Consider the following 19,009-nt stretch of genomic DNA (forward strand, 5'->3'; position numbering starts at 1 on the left):
CTAGGATTTGATTCAGACAGCAAAGAAGAAACCGAGCCGCGCGCGTCAGCAAGCGGAGCGATGCGGGGCGTATAGAAGAACCTAATGACACCGCTTAAGGCATCGCCATTAGGCGAAGAACCCGACTTTGGGTATAAATACCCCATTTAAAAAATGAGTCGATCCCTCAGCCGTAAGGGAGCGGATAAGAAAGAATCCGGTTATCCGCTCCCTTACAGTCGCGGCCGGATCTTTTAATGACTTACTCTTCTTCTGAAGACTTAGGATGAGCGACAGCAAGCTCTTCTGAATCGATGGCAGTAGCAGATTCCTCGACCATTTCAACCTGATTTTGTTCTGATTGTGGATCAGTTCCTTGTGGTTTATCTTTCCACTCCAACTTCACTCGGCCTTGTTTATCGATGCCAGCAACGAAGACTTCTATATCTTGTCCTTCTTGTAGAATGCTTTCTACTTTTTGTGATCTATCACTGCAAATTTGCGAAATATGCAATAAACCATCTTTACCTGGTAATAAATTGATAAAGGCTCCAAAGTCCACTATTTTACTTACTTTACCCTGATAAGTTTGTCCTACTTCAATTTCAGCAACAAGAAGTTTAATCTGTCTTTGTGCTTCTTCTAATGCCATTTTATCTGGAGAGAATAATTGGACCACCCCTGAATCATCAATGTCTATTGCTACACCAGTGCTATCAATTAACCCTTTAATAGTAGCCCCACCTTTACCAATGATAGTACGGATTTTGTCTTCAGCTACTTTCATTGTTGTAATTCTTGGTGCATGCTCAGATAATTCAGCTCGAGGTTCTGCCAAGGCATTGTTCATTACTCCAAGAATATGCATGCGACCTGCTAAAGCTTGATCTAAAGCTTGTTCCATAATCTCATTCGTAATTCCTGAAATTTTGATGTCCATTTGCAAGGCAGTGATTCCATTTTCAGTTCCAGCCACTTTGAAATCCATATCGCCTAAATGATCTTCATCACCTAAGATATCTGTTAATACAGCAAATCGCTCCCCTTCCTTGATCAGGCCCATTGCAACACCAGCAACAGGAGCTTTTAATGGGACACCAGCATCCATTAAGGCTAAACTAGTTCCGCAAACTGTTGCCATGGAGCTTGAACCATTAGATTCCGTAATTTCAGAAACAACTCTCAGCACATATGGAAATTCACTGGCTTCAGGAAGAACAGCTAATAAAGCGCGTTTTGCCAAACGTCCATGACCAATTTCACGTCGCTTAGGACTGCCTACCTGACCAGTTTCACCAACGGAATAGGGTGGGAAATTGTAATGCAGCATAAAGCGATCTTTACTTTCGCCAGAAATGCCATCAAGCATCTGTGCATCACGCTCATTACCTAGTGTTGCTACAACGATCGCTTGGGTTTCGCCTCTGGTAAACAAACAAGATCCGTGGGTTCTTTCAAGACATTTTGTACGGACAGCAATTGGTCGTACTGTTTTATGATCACGGCCATCAATTCGTGGTTCGCCATCTAAAATACGATTCCTAACAATGGAGCTTTCCAAAGAACCAAACATACCCGCAATGACTTCTGCTTTTAGTTCATCATTTTCTGCAGTTAGTGCAGCAACCGTTTGTTCTCTTAGCTCATCTAAGCGTTGGTAACGTTGTTGTTTGTCTTTAATTAAATAGGCTTCTTCAACTTCTTTGCGAGCAATTTGAGATACTCTTTCTTGCAGAACAGTATCTATTTCAGGTGCTTGCCATTCAATTTGTTGCTTACCAACTGCTGTTGCCATTTCTTCAATAGCTTTTATCACCCCTTTCATCATTTCATGGCCGAACATCATTGCACCACGCATGATGTCCTCACTTAATTCTTTCGCTTCTGACTCAACCATCAAGATAGCATCTTTGGTTCCAGCGATGACTAAATCAAGCTTAGAATCAGTTAGTTCCTTTCTACTAGGATTTAAAAGATAGATACCGTCTTTATAACCGACTCTTGCAGCACCAATCGGACCATTGAAAGGAACACCAGAAATTGCCAGGGCAGCTGACGCAGCTATCATAGAAACGATGTCAGGTGAAACATCGGGATTTAATGAAAGTACTGTTGCAATGACTTGAACTTCATTATGGAAGTTATCCGGAAACAGTGGACGAATAGGTCTGTCAATCAAACGAGATATTAATGTTTCGTTATCAGATGGCCTACCTTCGCGCTTTGTAAAACCACCAGGTATTTTACCTGCAGCATAAAACTTCTCTTGGTAGTTTACTGTTAAAGGAAAAAAGTCATTGTTTTCCCCGCCATCCTTTTTCCAAACCACAGTAACCAGAACCTGAGTGCCATTCATGTTGGCCATTACAGCACCATCAGCCTGTCTAGCCACTTCCCCTGTTTCTAATACTAAAGTATGCTCGCCTAATACAATTTCTCTAATAATTTTTGCCACGAACTGTTCCTCATTTGTCAGTACAATGAAAAAAAAGGCGCAGAATACTGCGCCTTTTTAATTTAAACTAGTGTTTTAAGTTGAAACGTCCCCATTGAGACTATTTCCTAATTAATACGAATCTCTTAATCCAAGACTTTGAATTAAAGCTTTATAACGAGCTTCATCGTTTCTCTTTAAATACTTTAAAAGTTTACGGCGCTTATTTACCAATTCTTGTAAACCACGTCTAGAATGGAAATCTTTTTTATTTATTTTGAAATGAGCAGTTAAGTACTCAATACGGCCTGTTATCAAAGATACTTGCACTTCAGGAGAACCAGTATCTTTATCACCACGTTTGTATTCTTCAACGATTTTTGCTTTATCCGCGCTGTTTAGCGACATTATTTACTCCTGGAATTAAGCCAAGTATTTATTTAAAGGGGGACATTTTACCAAGGCATCACAAACGAAACAAGTGTTGCGCTAAAATTTGTTTAAAAAAATATAACTGTGATTAAGCCTAGAAGGCCATCAACCGCTTCGCTTTTATCTGACATTGATTAAAATATTCACCTATACCGATAAATTGCATTTGTTCATTATATAAACGCACGTTTTCATTTTCATTCATTGATTCAGAGCAACGAACAATCCTGCCTTGACGGATTGCATTGATTTCCTCAGCCGATAACGTAATGAAAGGTAAGTAGTTAATTGCCCTATCCATCGATATTAAACAGTTCATTCTCTGGGATGGGGTCATTGTTGCGAGTTCATCCAAAGTGTACATTGCACTCGTCTCAAAACCTGCCGTGTAAACACGATGCAATTGAGTGACGTGTGCCCCAATCCCAATTGTTTCTCCAATATCTTCCACCAAATTTCTAATATAGGTCCCTTTGCTACAAGTCACTGTCAAAGAAAAATTGTTTCCATCAAATTGAGTAAGATCTAACTGGCTAATTTGTATGTCCCTGGCTTCACGTTCAATCTCAATTCCATTTCTGGCTAATCGATACAGTGGAACACCATTATGTTTTAGGGCGGAGAACATCGATGGAACTTGTTTGCTGTGCCCAAGGTATTGCTGCAATGCTCCTTTAAGTTCATCTTGCGAAACAAAAAACTCCTCTGTCTGTGAAATTATCTCACCCGTTGAGTCCGCTGTATTAGTCTTTATACCCAAAAGACCTGTGGTTTGGTAACACTTATCAGCATCTAGAAGGTACTGGCAAATTTTAGTTGCTTCCCCGAAACAAACGGGCAACATACCCGTAGCTAAAGGATCCAAGCTCCCTGAATGGCCCGCTTTTTTTGCTCCAAAAAGATTTTTAGCCTTTTGCAGGGCTTTATTAGAGGTCATTCCTTGTGCTTTATTCAATAATAAAATTCCATTGATTGGAGAATTCAGATTATTCGTCACTTTCTTCATCTGATGTTTTAGGGTTTACTTCATCAATCAAGCGACTTAAGCGTTTACCATACTCTATGGATTCATCGTAAATGAAATGGAGCTGAGGAACTGTTCGTAAGGTAATGCTGCGTGCTAAAGCTGATCGTAAATAGCTTGCTGCACCATTCAGTATGCTGAGGACTAACTGTTTATCTTCATTAATGACTGTAAAATAAACTTTAGCATGGCCTAAATCAGCAGCTACTTTTACTGCTGAAATAGTGACCAGGCCTTTTAATCGTGGATCTTTAATCTCTTGAGGAATTATTACAGATAATTTTCTCTGAATCATCTCTGCAATGCGATCTGTTCTTTTAAATGCGTTGCTCATAATTATAAATCACGCTGAATTTCTACTGTCTCATACACTTCAATTAAATCACCAGGCTTAACGTCATTGTAATTTTTTACACCTATTCCACACTCAAAACCTTGGCGAACTTCAACAACATCATCTTTGAAGCGTCTAAGTGATTCAAGAGTACCTTCGTAGATAACGACGTTAGAACGAAGTACCCTAATTGGGTTATTACGTTTGACGTTTCCTTCAACAACCATACAACCTGCAATAGCGCCAATTTTTGGCGATTTGAACACATCACGTACTTCAGCAATACCTACAATTTCTTCTTTAAATTGTGGTGCTAACATACCTGTTAGAGCACCTTTTATCTGATCGACAATGTCATAAATGACGCTGTAATAATGCAAAGACACAGATTCTTGTTCTGCAAGTCGTTTACCGGCACTATCTGCCCTGACGTTAAATCCAATTAAAATAGCACTTGAAGCAATCGCCAAGTGAACATCAGATTCTGTAATCCCACCAACACCACTTGAAATGACTTCAACTTTGACTTCGTCCGTTGAAAGCTTAACTAAGGCATCAGCAATCGCTTCCAAGGAACCTTGTACATCCGCTTTTAACACGATGTTCAATACCTTAGACTCACCTGCAGCCATATTTTCCATGATACCTTCGATAGAAGACTTTTGTCTGCGTGCAAGTTTCACGTCACGGAATTTACCCTGTCTGAATAATGCAACTTCACGAGCTCTTTTCTCGTCAGATACTACCACAGCCTCATCGCCCGCATGTGGGATTGCCGATAGACCAAGTACCTCTACTGGGATAGAAGGACCGGCACTCTCAACCAAGTCACCATTATCTCCAACTAAAGCTCTTACACGGCCATATTGGAATCCTGCTAAAATAATATCCCCTTTGTTCAAGGTTCCGCTTTGAACTAACACAGTGGCAACTGGACCTCTACCCTTATCCAAACGAGATTCAATAACTACGCCTTTAGCCGCTCCATCAACAACCGCAGTTAATTCTAATACCTCTGATTGCAATAAAATGGCATCTAACAACTCGTCAATTCCCATGCCTGATTTTGCAGAAATATTGACAAACATCGTATCGCCACCCCATGCCTCGGGTATAACCTCATGGACTGTTAACTCATTCATAACTCGGTCTGGATCAGCATCGGGCTTATCCATTTTATTAATTGCAACAATAATTGGTACTTTTGCAGCTTTTGCATGTTGTATAGCTTCTATAGTCTGTGGCTTTACTCCATCATCAGCTGCTACTATCAATACAACGATATCAGTGGCTTGAGCTCCACGTGCTCTCATTGCTGTAAATGCAGCATGCCCCGGTGTATCCAAAAAGGTAATATCTCCTTTAGGAGTACTGACGTGGTAAGCACCAATGTGTTGGGTAATACCTCCAGCCTCGCCTGCAGCAACTTTTGTTCGACGGATATAGTCGAGTAGGGATGTTTTACCATGGTCGACATGTCCCATGATAGTAACAACCGGTGCACGAGATTCAGTTCTGCTTCCTACAGATAAAGTTTCACCAAGATCGGTCTCAATAGCATCTTCTTTGATAATGACCGGCTTATGTCCCATTTCTTCAACAACGATAACTGCTGTTTCTTGATCAATCACCTGGTTAATAGTAGCCATAGCCCCTAAAGACATCATTACTTTAATGACTTCTGCGGCTTTCACAGACATACGCTTTGCTAATTCTGCAACTGTAATGGTTTCAGGTATTGATACATCCTTCACGATTGGTGCTGTCGGTAATGCAAACCCATGCGTTAATGTTTCCTCAGCTTCTCTGTATTTATCTGATTTTTCATTAAGCTTACGTTTCTTAAATTTACTTCGTCCACCTCGTCGATGCGAATCAGTTTCTTCATCTTCAGCTTCAAAGACTTGATATTTTGGTTTTTTCTTAACTTTCTTGTAGTCTGAAGTTTCTGATTCAGGTTGCATGGATTCAGAGTGCTTCTTTTTACTTGGTTTTTCTGTTTTAGATTCTTCTCTACGTTGTTCTACAGCTGGTCCTTGTTCGGAGCTTTCCTGTACATTAGTTTCCACTAATGGAATTTCTTCCTCATGAGTATTGATGATATCTTCTGATCTGGTTTGCTCTTCTATAGTGGTTTCTTTATGAGCTTCATCAGCAAGAGTTGCATTTACTTCATCCTGATTTTGATCCTTTGGTTGCTCTACGACTACCTCTTGAATCTCTGTATTTTCGATCTCAGGTTCGTGATCTATTACTTCTTCAACTGCTAGGACCTTAGTTTCATCAATCTCAGGTTGTTCTTGAATCGTGCTGCGCTTGACGAAAGTCTTCTTCTTGCGTACCTCAATATTTACAGTCTTTCCAGTGTGTGCATCATGTCCAACAGTAACCTGAGACAAGCTTTTGCGTCTTAATGTTATGCGTTCAGGAGCGACAGCAGTGCTACGGCTAGAACTACTCTTTAAATGATTTAGTAGAATCCGTTTTTGCTCTTCATTCACAGTCTGTTGATCATCATTAAATGACAATCCTGCTTCCTGTAACTGGTTCAATAAGCGTTCAACCGGAATTCCAACGACTTGTGCTAATTGCTTAACCGTCACATCCGCCATAGTTTAATCCTCTCTCAGCACCTTTAATGTAAAGCTGCATACATTTTATTTACTGCCAATATGATAACTTTAAAAGTTATTCAGCACGTTCACCTAATTATTGAAACCAGGGTTCTCTAGCTTTCATAATTAAGGCTCCTGCTTTTTCTTCACTAATCCCCTGGATTTCCATCAGCTCATCGACAGATTGCTCTGCCAACTCTTCCATTGAAGTAATTCCCTTTTGGGCTAGCTTGTTTGCTAGATCTTCTGTCATCCCTTCCATGCCTAATAGTGAGTCATCTGGCATACCAGAAGATCCTATACCTGAAGAAAGAGCCATTGTTAGTAAGGTGTCATTAGCTCTATTTCTCAGCTCCTCAACAATTTCCTCGTCAAACTCTTCAATCGCTAAAAGTTCTTCTTTGGGGACATAAGCTATTTCTTCTAGAGATGAAAATCCATGTGCAACCAACAACGACGCTAATTCTTCATCAATTTCTAAAGCTGAAGTAAATAATTTAACTATTTTGCTCGATTCTTCCTGATTTTTATTTTCAAACTCATCCGTGGTCATTACATTGAGCGTCCATCCAGTAAGCTGGCTTGCTAACCTAACATTCTGACCATTACGACCAATCGCTTGGGACAATTGTTCTTTAGATACCGCTAGATCCATGGTGTGAGTATCTTCGTCAACAACAATTGACGTAATATCTGCTGGAGCCATTGCATTAATAACCAACTGAGCGGGGTTGTCATCCCAAAGAATAATATCAACTCTTTCGCCGCCTAATTCACTGGATACAGCTTGGACCCGTGCACCACGCATACCCACGCAAGCACCAATTGGATCAATGCGTCCATCGTTTGTTTTGACAGCAATCTTAGCTCTGTTACCTGGATCTCTAGCCGCTGCTTTAATATCGATAATGTTCTCACCAATTTCAGGTACTTCAATACGAAATAGTTCAATTAACATCTCATTTCGAATACGGCTTACAAACAATTGAGGACCTCTTGCTTGCGGAGTAAGCTCGTAAAGATAAGCACGCACTCTATCGTTGGGTCGAAACATTTCATGAGGCAACATTTCTGTTCTTGGTAGAAAGGCTTCTGCTTTGCCACCTAAATCAATAATAATATTGTCTCTTGTTACTTTTTTAACAGTACCATATACCAATTGGCCAAGCTTACTTCTAAACTGATCGATTACTAATTCTCGCTCCGCTTCTCTAACCTTTTGCATAATGACTTGGCGTGCAGCTTGAGCTTCAATTCTTCCAAACTCAATAGATGGAATAGATTCTTCAATACGTTCGCCAATTTTTATAGATGGGCAGCGTTCTTTTGCCTGATCTAAAGTCAATTGATGTTCTGGGAATTCTAAATCTTCGTCATTTACAACATCCCAGTAGCGGTATGTTTCATACTCACCTGTTTTAGAGTCTAGTTTAATGCGAACACCTATATCTAAACCTACTATTTTCCTGGTTGCTGATTCGAGAGCAGCCTGGATGGCAAGTATTATGACTTCTTTGCTAACACCTCTTTCGTTGGATAATGCTTCAGCAACTAATAACAATTCTTTGCTCATTGTTCGCCTCTCTAGACTGTCAAATATGCTCGCACAATATTTGAAATATATAATTCCTGATGTTCACCATTTATATCTAGAACTATTTCATTCTCATTAACTGCATGAATAGTTCCGTGAAATTTACGCTTACCATTAACTGGTTTAAACACTTTTACATCGACTGCATGTCCAAGATATCTCTCATATTGCCAACTACTAAATAATGGACGAGGAATTCCAGGTGATGAAATTTCTAAATTGTAGTTCCCTTGTATAGGATCCTCAACATCAAGTATCGCACTTACTTGTCTGCTAACTGCTTGACAATCTTCTATACCAATACCATCCGATTTATCAATGTAAATTCTTAACAATGAGTGTTTACCTTGGGATAGGTATTCGCAACCCCAAAGTTCATAACCCATGTCATTGATACTGGGCTCTACAAGTCGTACTAACTCTTCATTGATCATAATATTTTAGAACAAAAAAAGGGCGCATATGCCCAAGCCTAGTTGGTGACTTAGAATCGCACAGGACCCAATTCAACATAATAAAAAACCCCATAAATGGGGTTCTAATAAATTGGTAGCGGGGGCAGGATTTGAACCTACGACCTTCGGGTTATGAGCCCGACGAGCTACCAGGCTGCTCCACCCCGCGTCAACTGTTGCAAATTATACTGATACTCAGCTGCATTAGCAAGACATTTCGCGTGTCTTTCCTAATTAATTTGTAAACGCATTGATGCAAGCAGCAATAAGTGCTCCTGGAAATATGCCTAAATACAGTAAAGACAAGCAGTTCATTGAATACAAAATTCCGCCAACTTTGCTTATTTCAAATTTAGTATCGTTAATAGGTTGATCAAAATACATGATTTTAACGATACGTAAATAATAATACGCACCTATGACAGTAAACATTAGGCCAACTACTGCCAACCATACCATGTGAGCATCTACTAAAGCCTTTAACACCCACAGCTTAGTGAAAAAGCCCACTGTAGGTGGAACTCCAGCCATGGAAAACATCACCAGTAGCATCATAAAGGCTATCCAAGGATTTCTACGATTTAGACCCTTGAGATCATCTATGTCATCTATTTCAATGCCGTGATTGGATAAGAGGACAATTAGACCAAAACCGGCAGCAGACATTAATGCATAGACCAAAATATAATACAGTGAAGCGGCATAACCTGCTGAACTTGCAGCTAAGATGCCAAAGAGTGCATAACCAATATGAGAGATTGCAGAATAAGCTAATAGTCTCTTAATTTTAGTTTGGATCACAGCTAATAAATTTCCTAGCCCAGTTGAAAGCAATGCCAATACTAAAATGATTTGTTGCCATTGGGCAGTGATGTCTACCAAACCAATTGTTAAAATTCGTAACGCCATACCAATAGCAGCGATTTTTGGTGCGGTACTAATAAGTAATGTCACTGAGCTAGGCGCACCCTGATAGACATCGGGGGCCCACATATGGAATGGTACAGCCGCCAATTTAAATCCAACACCCGCAAGCACAAACACCATTGCAAAAGTAAACATCGTGTGCTCTCGTTGCCAGTTTGTTGAAATTGCACTGGCTATCTCTAATAAGTCCAGTTTACCTGTTGCACCGTATATCAGGGACATGCCATACAACAACATTCCTGAAGCGATTGCCCCCATCACAAAATACTTGATGGCTGCTTCAGATGCATCACTATCAGTTCTTCGAATGGTGGTCATGGCGTACAGCGGCAATGACATCAATTCAAGACCTAAATACACTGTAAGCAGGGAGTGCGCTGAAACCAAAAGCATCATTCCTAAAGTAGAGAATAATCCTAATACATAATAATCGCCGGATGGGATTTGTCTTTCATCAATATAGTTCCTGGAATAGACGAAACTCAGTAAAACGGTAATATAAATAAAAAGCTTCATTAAGTGGGCTATATCATCACTAACAAACATGCCTTTAAAAATGAGTATTTTGAAATCACCAACGTACAAATAACTAACACACGCAGCTAAGACCAGACCTAAACAAACGATGTAATAAGCGATTGATTTAACCTTATTTTTTAAAAATAGATCTGCCAGCAAAGCGATACAAGCCGTGATCAACACAATCATTTCAGGTATTGCTACATGGATATTTTCTAGTATTGCTATCATATTGTTTAACCTTGCTTTGGAACTTGATTGTTATATATCCCCAATCATTGCTCTATGTTACAGTTTTGTTTTATCCGCTAATGCTAAAGTATGACTCACGGTTTGGTGTACAAATTCCAACATAGGTTTGGGATATACACCTAATGCAATAACCATTAGAGCCAACAAAATATAAGCACTTAATTCAAATCCAGAAATGTCCTTAAGAGCAGCGACTTTATCATTTGCAACAGGTCCAAATATCACTCTCTTATACATCCATAAAGTGTACGCTGCACCAACAATTAAGGTGGTTGCTGCCCAAAATGCTACCCAAAAGCCGGCTTTGATGCTACCTAGGATCACCATAAACTCCCCAACAAATCCAGAAGTTCCTGGTAATCCTGCATTAGCCATAGCAAATAGCATGAAGAGTGATGCAAAAATAGGCATTGTATTTACAATCCCGCCGAAGTCGGAAAGTTGTCGAGTATGCATACGATCGTAAATATATCCTACCCCAGCAAACATCGCGCTAGAGACAAACGCGTGCGAGATCATTATTACGATCGCCCCCTCAAGGATAAGACCAGCATTACTTAATCCTCCATGTTGCGCAATTGCAAAAATTGCAAAGCATCCTAGGGTGACAAAGCCCATATGTGAAATGGATGAATACGCAATTAGTTTTTTCATATCCTTTTGTATGATAGCCACTAGTCCAATGTATACTACCGCGATTAATGATAGAGCAACCATTACGCCGGCAAATTTATTGCAGGCATCGGGTACCATTGGTAGAGAAAATCGAATAAATCCATACGCCCCTAATTTTAATAAAATCGCGGCCAGTATGACTGATCCACCCGCAGGAGCTTCGGTGTGTGCATCCGGCAACCAGGTATGCACAGGGAACATTGGAATTTTAATGGCAAACCCGAGGAAGAAGGCAATAAATATGAGTGTTTGTGCAGTCATCCCTAATTTAATTGCGTAGAAGGTTTCAATTTTAAATGACCCAGCGATATAACCCATGTACAAAAAGCTAGCTAACATGAGTACTGAACCTAAAAAGGTATAAAGAAAGAATTTAATGGCGGCGTAGACACGGTTTTCCGATCCCCATATCCCGATAATAAGGTACATAGGAATTAAAGTAGCTTCCCAAAATATATAAAATACAATTGCATCAGTGGCGGCAAAAACCCCCATCAATAAACCTTGCATGATTAAAAAGGCCGCTAAATATTGTGAAATTCGCTTTGTGATACTGTCCCAAGTAGCCAATATGACAATCAAATTGGTAAAAATTGATAGGACCATGAGTAATAAAGATAAACCATCAATACCTAGGCTATAGTTAATTCCAAGCGATGGCATCCATGGTATTTCTACTAAATACTGCATCCCAAAGGTATCTATTTTAAATCCCTGGACTAAAGGAATGCAGAGCAATAAGCAGAGCAAGACTGTAAAGAGTGATAAATAACGAGATACATTAGGATTATTATCGTCTCCAGCAAATAGAATAAAGACCCCACCAAGTATTGGTAACCAAATTAATATATTAAGCAAATATTGCATCACTTCACCCTATCTTCAGCCTAGTATTAACCAGCAGAGAAAACCTAATAATCCAAACACCATCATTGTGGCGTAATGATAAAGATAGCCACTTTGCAAGTGGCGACCAACTTTAGATGCCCAGCGAACTAGACGTCCACTGCCATTTACAACCATGCCATCGATTAGCTCTTGATCACCAACTCGATAAAACAGTTGACCTAAGCCCCTCGCTCCTTTTACAAAAAATAATTCATTGAAACTATCAAACCCATATTTATTCATTAATACTCGATAAATAATGGAACACCGTTGTGCAAAATAGCTTGGAATACTCGGAAAAACGATATAGCAAACCCAAGCGATGGCCGCACCTAAAACAGTAATCCAAAAGGGCAGTGCAGAGAATGCATGAATTGCACTTTCTAGAGGAGAACTAACTTCTTCAGCCAGATGGGCTAGTACATTATGTTCAGGCAAAACAAATAAAGATGAGCTCAGTAAGCTAGGTGAGTCAAATAGCATTGGCATATACAGAACATAACCAATTATAATTGAAGGAATAGCAAGTAAGACTAAAGGTAACCAAACTACCCAGGGCGATTCATGGATATGGCTTAATGTATGCGTATCCATTCTTGGTTTGCCATGAAATGTCATAAATAAGGAACGGAACGTATAGAGCGCTGTTACCATGGCACCAAGAGTTACACAAAAATAAGCATATCCACTACCTGGAATACTGGATAATTGTGCAGCCTCAATAATCGTATCTTTTGAATAGAATCCTGCAAAAGGAGGGAATGCGCATAATGCTAAGCTACCAATGACATAAGTTACATATGTGATTGGCATTTTATTCCAAAGCCCACCCATTTTTCTCATGTCTTGCTCATGATGCATTCCAATAATGACTGATCCAGCACCAAGAAATAACAATGCTTTAAAGCACGCATGGGTTAGTAAATGGAACATACCTGCACTATACGCTGATGCTCCCATAGCTACCATCATATATCCAAGTTGAGACAGGGTTGAATAAGCAACAACACGTTTAATATCATTCATCACTAAAGCTAATATTCCAGTAAATAGAGCTCCTGTGGCTCCAATAACAAGAATAAAGCTTAATGCTGTTTCAGATAACTCCATAAGTGGTGAAATTCGAGCCACCATAAAAACACCTGCCGTAACCATGGTTGCAGCATGAATTAGCGCAGAAATGGGTGTTGGGCCTTCCATAGACTCTGGAAGCCATACATGCAATGGTACTTGAGCTGATTTTCCCATTGCGCCAACAAATAATAACAAGCAAATAACCGTTATTAAGGACCAAGGGTGATTAGAAAAAAGTTCTATGTTCTGACTTGCGAGATAGCTAGCACTGCTAAAGACTTTATCGTATTCGAGACTGCCAGTGTAGGCAAAAACTAAACCAATACCTAATATAAACCCAAAGTCACCCACTCTATTTACTAAGAAAGCTTTAAGGCTTCCCTCAATGGCTGATTCCTTTTGATACCAGAATCCGATTAATAAGTAAGATACAAGCCCTACGCCTTCCCATCCAAAAAATAGCTGTAGAAAGTTATTCGAACTTACTAGCATTAACATCATAAAAGTGAAGAGAGAAATATAGCTAAAAAATCGTTGGTAGCCATCATCGTCAGCCATGTAACCAATACTATATATATGGACTAACAACGATACAAAATTAACAATTACTAGCATCACAACGGTTAGTGGGTCTATTAAAAATCCAATATTAAACTCATAGGGAAACGAAGTACCTCCGCTAGCCCATTGATAAAGGGGAGCAATTGTATTTGGTATTACTCCAGAAAAAACTCCATAGGACACGTACAATGAAAACAAGAAAGAGATGGACACCCCAAGAATAGTAACGCTATGGGCGCCGGCTCTCCCAATTTGATTACGAAAGAAACCAGCAATAGCCGATCCAAATAATGGTGCTAAAACAATCACTAAACAAAGTTGTTGTATACTCACGATATTAACCTTTTAAATGATTCATTTTATCTACATCAATATTGCCCCTATTTCTATAAAGCAACATGACTATAGCCAATCCAATAGCCGCTTCTGCAGCGGCTACGGTTAAAATGAAAAAGACAAAAACTTGTCCACCCAAATCATTGTAGTAATGAGAAAATGCGATGAAATTCGTATTAACTGCTAATAGCATCAACTCAACGCAAACTAGCAATAGGATAATATTTTTTCTATTCAGCATAATGCCAACAAGGCTTAAACCAAATAAGATAGAACCTAATATTAAATAGTTATAAACAGGTATCATAAAGGATTCCCCAATATTCTTATTTCTCTGATTTCATACTCACTAAATGCACTCGATCTTCTTTTCTTGTCATAATTTGCTGAGTAATATTTTGGCGTTTCGAACGAATTGCCCCCCTATGTGCCAGTGTAATGGCTGAAATAATAGCCACCAGTAAAATGACAGCAGCAATTTCAAAGGCAAGGAAATAATCGGTATATAACACCAATCCTAGAGCTTCTGTATTAGAGATTTTGCCCACGGAGTTATCAACTGGTTCTGATAAATCTTGAATTTGTGCATCCGTTGTTTCTATTACTGGTTGATTTTGTACGCTCGACATAAGCGCTTCCTTAGGGATTGCAACCATAAGCAAGCCAGTTAATAAAGCAACCAAAACCAATCCGAACGGCAGGTATTTCATAAAATGCGATTTCATGCTTTCAATGTCAATATTGAGCATCATGACCACAAATAAAAAAAGAGTCATTACGGCACCGACATACACTAAAACTAATATGAGAGCCAGAAACTCAGCTTCAGCTAATATCCACAGAACTGAGCTAGCAAAAAAAGTTAGCACCAGAAATAAAACACAGCGTACTGGGTTATTTTGCGTTATAACCATCAAAGCAGATCCAATTGCTAATATCGAAAAAACATAATAGATAACTTGGACTAGCGACTCATGCATATATCACCCCATTAACGGTATTTTTCATCTGCTGCTCTATCAGCTGCTAGTTTTGATTCCATTAAATCACCTACCGCTAAGAGCTTTTCTTTAGTCATAATATTTTGTCCACGTTCACTAATGTGGTAGTGGTGAATCGGAGTAACCACAATCGAATCTACTGGGCACGACTCCTCACAAAGACCACAATTTATGCATTTGAACATATCAATATCATAACGAGTGGTTCGCCTTGATCCATCTTCACGTGGCTCTGATTCAATGGTTATTGCTAGCGCTGGACATACAGCCTCGCACAGCTTACATGCAATACATCTTTCCTCACCATTAGGATATCGACGCAAAGCAAGCAATCCCCTAAAACGCGGGGATAGTGGTGTTTGCTCCTCAGGGAATTGCACGGTGATTTTTTTTCTAAAAAAATACTTTAGAGTTACATTCAACCCTGCCAATAGCTCTACGAGCAAGTAACTACGGATATAATGTTTAATATACTGATATGCTTTTTTCATCGGCTTCTCTTTTAACCGTCAAAACCAAGGTTTAACATGAGCAACTACCATTAAGGCGGTAACAATTACCCACACAATAGTCACTGGAATAAGTATTTTCCAACCTAAACGCATCAACTGATCATATCTATACCTGGGGAATGTTGCTCTGACCCATAAATACACAAATAAAAAGAAACTTATTTTAAGCAGTAACCATACAAATCCAGGAACAACAAAAAATACTTGGTCTAAAAATGAAATTCCCTCAAATGGTGATAACCATCCTCCCATAAACAAAACAGCCATCACAGTGGATATTAAGATCATGCTGGCATATTCGGATAGGAAAAAGAGAGCAAAACCAATTCCTGAATATTCGACATGGAAGCCTGCTACGATTTCAGATTCACCTTCTGCTAAATCAAAAGGGGCTCTGTTTGTTTCAGCAATTCCTGCAATCCAGAAAACCAAGAACAGTGGCAACAGAGGTATAAACCACCAATGCAGAATACCACCCTTTTGTGAATAGACAATATCGCTCAGATTCATACTGCCTGCAGCTAAAAGGACCCCCACAAACGCAAATCCCATAGCAATCTCATAAGATACAGTTTGGGCCGCACTTCTCAATGCACCAAACATGGCGTATTTTGAATTTGATGCCCACCCTGCGATTAGTACTCCATAAACACCTAGAGAACTCATCGCAAAAAGGTAGAGGACACCAGCACTAATGTTGGCTAATACCAGTCCTTCTTGAAAAGGGATAACTGCCCATCCAGCTAATGAAGGAACTAAGGCAAATAATGGAGCTATCACAAATAGGTACTTATTTGAGCGATGAGGCACAATGATTTCTTTTGTTATCAGTTTAATAAGATCAGCAAAAGGTTGTAGCAACCCTTTTAAGCCAACTCGATTAGGGCCTATTCGCACTTGAATATAGCCAATCACTTTGCGCTCTGCATAAGTTAAATACGCAACGCATATTAACAAAGGCACAACGATTACTAATATTTTTATAACTATCCAAATTAATATGCCAATAGAATGAAGCATTTTTTTACCTATCTAGCGCTTAATAGTTATTGCAGCAAATGAATGTCCGAGATCAACTGTCTCTGGCATTGCATTAGCTACCCATACCACATCTGTCGCAATGCGATTATCTCGTTTTAGCGGCAATGTTATCTCAATCTCTCCTTGAGATACAGTGGCAATTTCTTCTAAATTTAATCGATCAGCTGTTGCTGGATTGATCCTTATGCAGGCTGTTTCTGATGCAGCACAATGCTGCAGCTCTGTTGCATTTCTTACAATAGCATCAATACGATAAAGCGGCCACTCACCCACTCTTACTAATGATTCATTGATTACTGGTAATGACTCTGGGTAATAAGGTTTATACTCTTGCTCTAAGGTCATTGCTACATGTTCTTTTACTTCTGTAAGGACATCTTCTGAAGAAAGGTAGTCAAATTGTTTGAGTTGGAATAGATTACCTAAGACTCTGAGCACCTTCCAAGCAGGCCTAGCCTCTCCATGAGGCTGTAATGCGCCTTTAACGCTTTGCCATGTATTATCAATGTTTATGTAGGTACCAGAGGTTTCTGCAAAGGGAGCAATAGGTAAAATAACATCCGCATAATCTCGCATTGAATCGTGATTGAATGCAGTCAGTAACACGACAAATTCTGCAGCAAGCATTGATTGCCTAGCACCACTAGGATTGGCAAAATCAAAACCTGGTTCAACCCCCATTAAAAGGTAACCTTTTAATTTTTCAGATAATGATTGTTGTACATTAAGACCTGTTTCAGCGCTGGCTTTACCTGCAACAGTTCGATGAGGCAACATTCCTGCTATACAAGCCCCAGCAGTATTTGAACCGTGAGTAAGTCTCACGAGTTTGGCTCCACTTAATTTCTGAATGGTATAAATTAATGTACGAATTAATGATGCTTCCGGATGATTTTCGCAAATCGCGCCAGTAACTAGGCAAGCCCGTTCCTCTTTCAGAGCTTTAGACATTTGTTTACTGACTTTATCTGCCTCAAGCCCAATTAATAGTTTTTGCACTTCTTCGGGCAAGGAGCTACTAGTTCCTGCTAACGCTAAAGCCAATTTAGCTAATTGCATGGGCATTTCTAGTGGGCTAATAACTGATTTTCCTGAAACATCAAAATGATAATCATAATCTACTGGGTTGATTGCAAAAATCGTGGCTCCATTCCTATTTGCTTTTCGAACTTTTAGTCCAGCCAAGGGCACTTCTCTATGAATATTACAGCCGATTATAATAATTGATTGTTGATGCTCAATCTCAGCATACTTAAGGGAGTTAGTAGGTACAGTTGCTTGATTATCCTGATCTTTGAAGTCCGTTTGATGAAGTCGATGGTCTAAATTATTAACACCTAGTTCGCGCATCAGCTTTTGCAATAAATACATTTCTTCAAGCGTAGAAGAGCTTGAACAAAATGCCGCGAATTGATCAGGACCATTTTGTTTTATTATTTTGCTCATTCCATCTGCCGTGTATTTCAGTGCGGTTTCCCAATCCACCTCTTCCCATTGTCCATTACGTTTAATTTGGGGTTTGCTAGTTCTAGAGCTTGAATTTAAGCCTAAATAGCTAAATCGATCTCTGTCCGATAACCAAGATTCATTGATTTCTTCATTGTCTCGTGGCACCACTCTCATTAACTTATTGTTTCGAGTATGAATGTAAACATTGGAACCAAGACAATCGTGAGGGGCTATACTGTCGTGTTGAACGAGTTCCCAAGCTCTTGCGGTAAAACGATACGGTTTGGAGGTTAATGCGCCAACTGGGCATAAATCGATGATATTCCCTGAAACCTCGGAAGACATGCTGTGTTGTACATAGGTACCAATTTGCATGTGCTCACCGCGCCCTGTTGCACCTAACTCTCGCACCCCAGCAATTTCATCTCCAAATCGAACACAACGAGTACAATGTATACAGCGTGTCATTTCAGTAGAAATTAAGGTCCCTAAATCGTCATCTTCGACTGCACGCTTCGTTTCAGCGTAAACTGATTTGTCATCACCAAAACCCATTGAAATGTCCTGCAGTTCACACTCACCACCTTGATCACATATAGGGCAATCAAGTGGGTGATTGATAAGCAGGAACTCCATTACAACCTTTTGTGAATGCAATGCTTGCTCTGATTTGGTAAAAACCTTCATTCCATTCGTAATTGGTGTAGCACAAGCCGGCACTGGTTTTCTACCATTCTCAACCTCTACAAGACACATACGGCAGTTTGCAGCAACCGATAATTTTTTATGGTAGCAAAAACGAGGAATATAAATACCTGCCTCATCTGCAACCTCAATAATCATTTTGCCGTTTTCTGCTTCAAGTGTTTTACCGTCTATTTCAATAGTAGCCATGGTCAAAACCTTC

General features: G+C 39.6%; 15 protein-coding genes and 1 tRNA gene. All 16 read right to left on the reverse strand.

Annotated features, from left to right (window positions below):
* Window positions 1-241: 241 nt before the first annotated feature.
* The 16 genes from pnp to nuoG all read right to left on the reverse strand — a co-directional run bounded on the left by pnp (window position 242) and on the right by nuoG (window position 18,996).
* Complete coding sequence (pnp, locus tag Lwal_RS09780; RefSeq protein ID WP_058480621.1) at window positions 242-2,434, reverse strand: polyribonucleotide nucleotidyltransferase; 2,193 nt, start codon at window positions 2,432-2,434, stop codon at window positions 242-244.
* 111 nt (window positions 2,435-2,545) lie between these two features.
* Window positions 2,546-2,821: a 30S ribosomal protein S15 gene (gene rpsO, locus Lwal_RS09785; RefSeq protein ID WP_058480622.1), complete on the reverse strand. Its 276-nt coding sequence runs from the start codon at window positions 2,819-2,821 to the stop codon at window positions 2,546-2,548.
* Window positions 2,822-2,939: 118 nt separating this feature from the next.
* Window positions 2,940-3,851, reverse strand: coding sequence for a tRNA pseudouridine(55) synthase TruB (truB, locus tag Lwal_RS09790; protein ID WP_058480623.1), 912 nt, complete (start codon window positions 3,849-3,851; stop codon window positions 2,940-2,942).
* Entirely contained in the window at window positions 3,832-4,203 is a 372-nt protein-coding gene (gene rbfA / locus Lwal_RS09795; RefSeq protein ID WP_058480624.1) for a 30S ribosome-binding factor RbfA, read from the reverse strand. The genes truB and rbfA overlap by 20 nt, the downstream gene beginning before the upstream one ends.
* A gap of 2 nt (window positions 4,204-4,205) precedes the next feature.
* Complete coding sequence (gene infB, locus Lwal_RS09800) at window positions 4,206-6,815, reverse strand: translation initiation factor IF-2 (RefSeq protein WP_058480625.1); 2,610 nt, start codon at window positions 6,813-6,815, stop codon at window positions 4,206-4,208.
* Between the two features lie 97 nt (window positions 6,816-6,912).
* Window positions 6,913-8,391 (reverse strand): transcription termination factor NusA, encoded by a 1,479-nt coding sequence (gene nusA, locus Lwal_RS09805; RefSeq protein ID WP_058480626.1) that lies wholly within the window; start codon window positions 8,389-8,391, stop codon window positions 6,913-6,915.
* Between the two features lie 11 nt (window positions 8,392-8,402).
* Window positions 8,403-8,846, reverse strand: a complete 444-nt coding sequence (gene rimP, locus Lwal_RS09810; protein ID WP_058480627.1) for a ribosome maturation factor RimP — start codon at window positions 8,844-8,846, stop codon at window positions 8,403-8,405.
* A 113-nt stretch (window positions 8,847-8,959) separates the two neighbouring features.
* Window positions 8,960-9,036 (reverse strand) — tRNA-Met (locus Lwal_RS09815).
* Between the two features lie 65 nt (window positions 9,037-9,101).
* Window positions 9,102-10,544: an NADH-quinone oxidoreductase subunit NuoN gene (nuoN, locus tag Lwal_RS09820; protein ID WP_058480628.1), complete on the reverse strand. Its 1,443-nt coding sequence runs from the start codon at window positions 10,542-10,544 to the stop codon at window positions 9,102-9,104.
* A gap of 57 nt (window positions 10,545-10,601) precedes the next feature.
* Entirely contained in the window at window positions 10,602-12,107 is a 1,506-nt protein-coding gene (locus Lwal_RS09825; RefSeq protein WP_058480629.1) for a complex I subunit 4 family protein, read from the reverse strand.
* A 15-nt stretch (window positions 12,108-12,122) separates the two neighbouring features.
* On the reverse strand, window positions 12,123-14,096 hold the full coding sequence (nuoL, locus tag Lwal_RS09830) for an NADH-quinone oxidoreductase subunit L (protein WP_058480630.1): 1,974 nt from the start codon (window positions 14,094-14,096) through the stop codon (window positions 12,123-12,125).
* Window positions 14,097-14,100: 4 nt separating this feature from the next.
* Window positions 14,101-14,406, reverse strand: coding sequence for an NADH-quinone oxidoreductase subunit NuoK (nuoK, locus tag Lwal_RS09835; RefSeq protein WP_058480631.1), 306 nt, complete (start codon window positions 14,404-14,406; stop codon window positions 14,101-14,103).
* A gap of 19 nt (window positions 14,407-14,425) precedes the next feature.
* The gene (locus tag Lwal_RS09840; protein ID WP_058480632.1) at window positions 14,426-15,079 is read right to left on the reverse strand and encodes an NADH-quinone oxidoreductase subunit J; all 654 of its coding nucleotides are present in this window, start codon (window positions 15,077-15,079) and stop codon (window positions 14,426-14,428) included.
* An 11-nt stretch (window positions 15,080-15,090) separates the two neighbouring features.
* Complete coding sequence (gene nuoI / locus Lwal_RS09845) at window positions 15,091-15,591, reverse strand: NADH-quinone oxidoreductase subunit NuoI (RefSeq protein ID WP_058480633.1); 501 nt, start codon at window positions 15,589-15,591, stop codon at window positions 15,091-15,093.
* An 18-nt stretch (window positions 15,592-15,609) separates the two neighbouring features.
* Window positions 15,610-16,632, reverse strand: a complete 1,023-nt coding sequence (gene nuoH, locus Lwal_RS09850; RefSeq protein WP_058480634.1) for an NADH-quinone oxidoreductase subunit NuoH — start codon at window positions 16,630-16,632, stop codon at window positions 15,610-15,612.
* 12 nt (window positions 16,633-16,644) lie between these two features.
* Window positions 16,645-18,996 carry an NADH-quinone oxidoreductase subunit NuoG gene (gene nuoG / locus Lwal_RS09855; protein WP_058480635.1) on the reverse strand — a complete coding sequence of 784 codons (2,352 nt, stop codon included), beginning with the start codon at window positions 18,994-18,996 and terminating at the stop codon, window positions 16,645-16,647.
* Between the last annotated feature and the right edge of the window lie 13 nt (window positions 18,997-19,009).

The organism is Legionella waltersii, from assembly GCF_001468085.1.
GTDB lineage: Bacteria > Pseudomonadota > Gammaproteobacteria > Legionellales > Legionellaceae > Legionella > Legionella waltersii.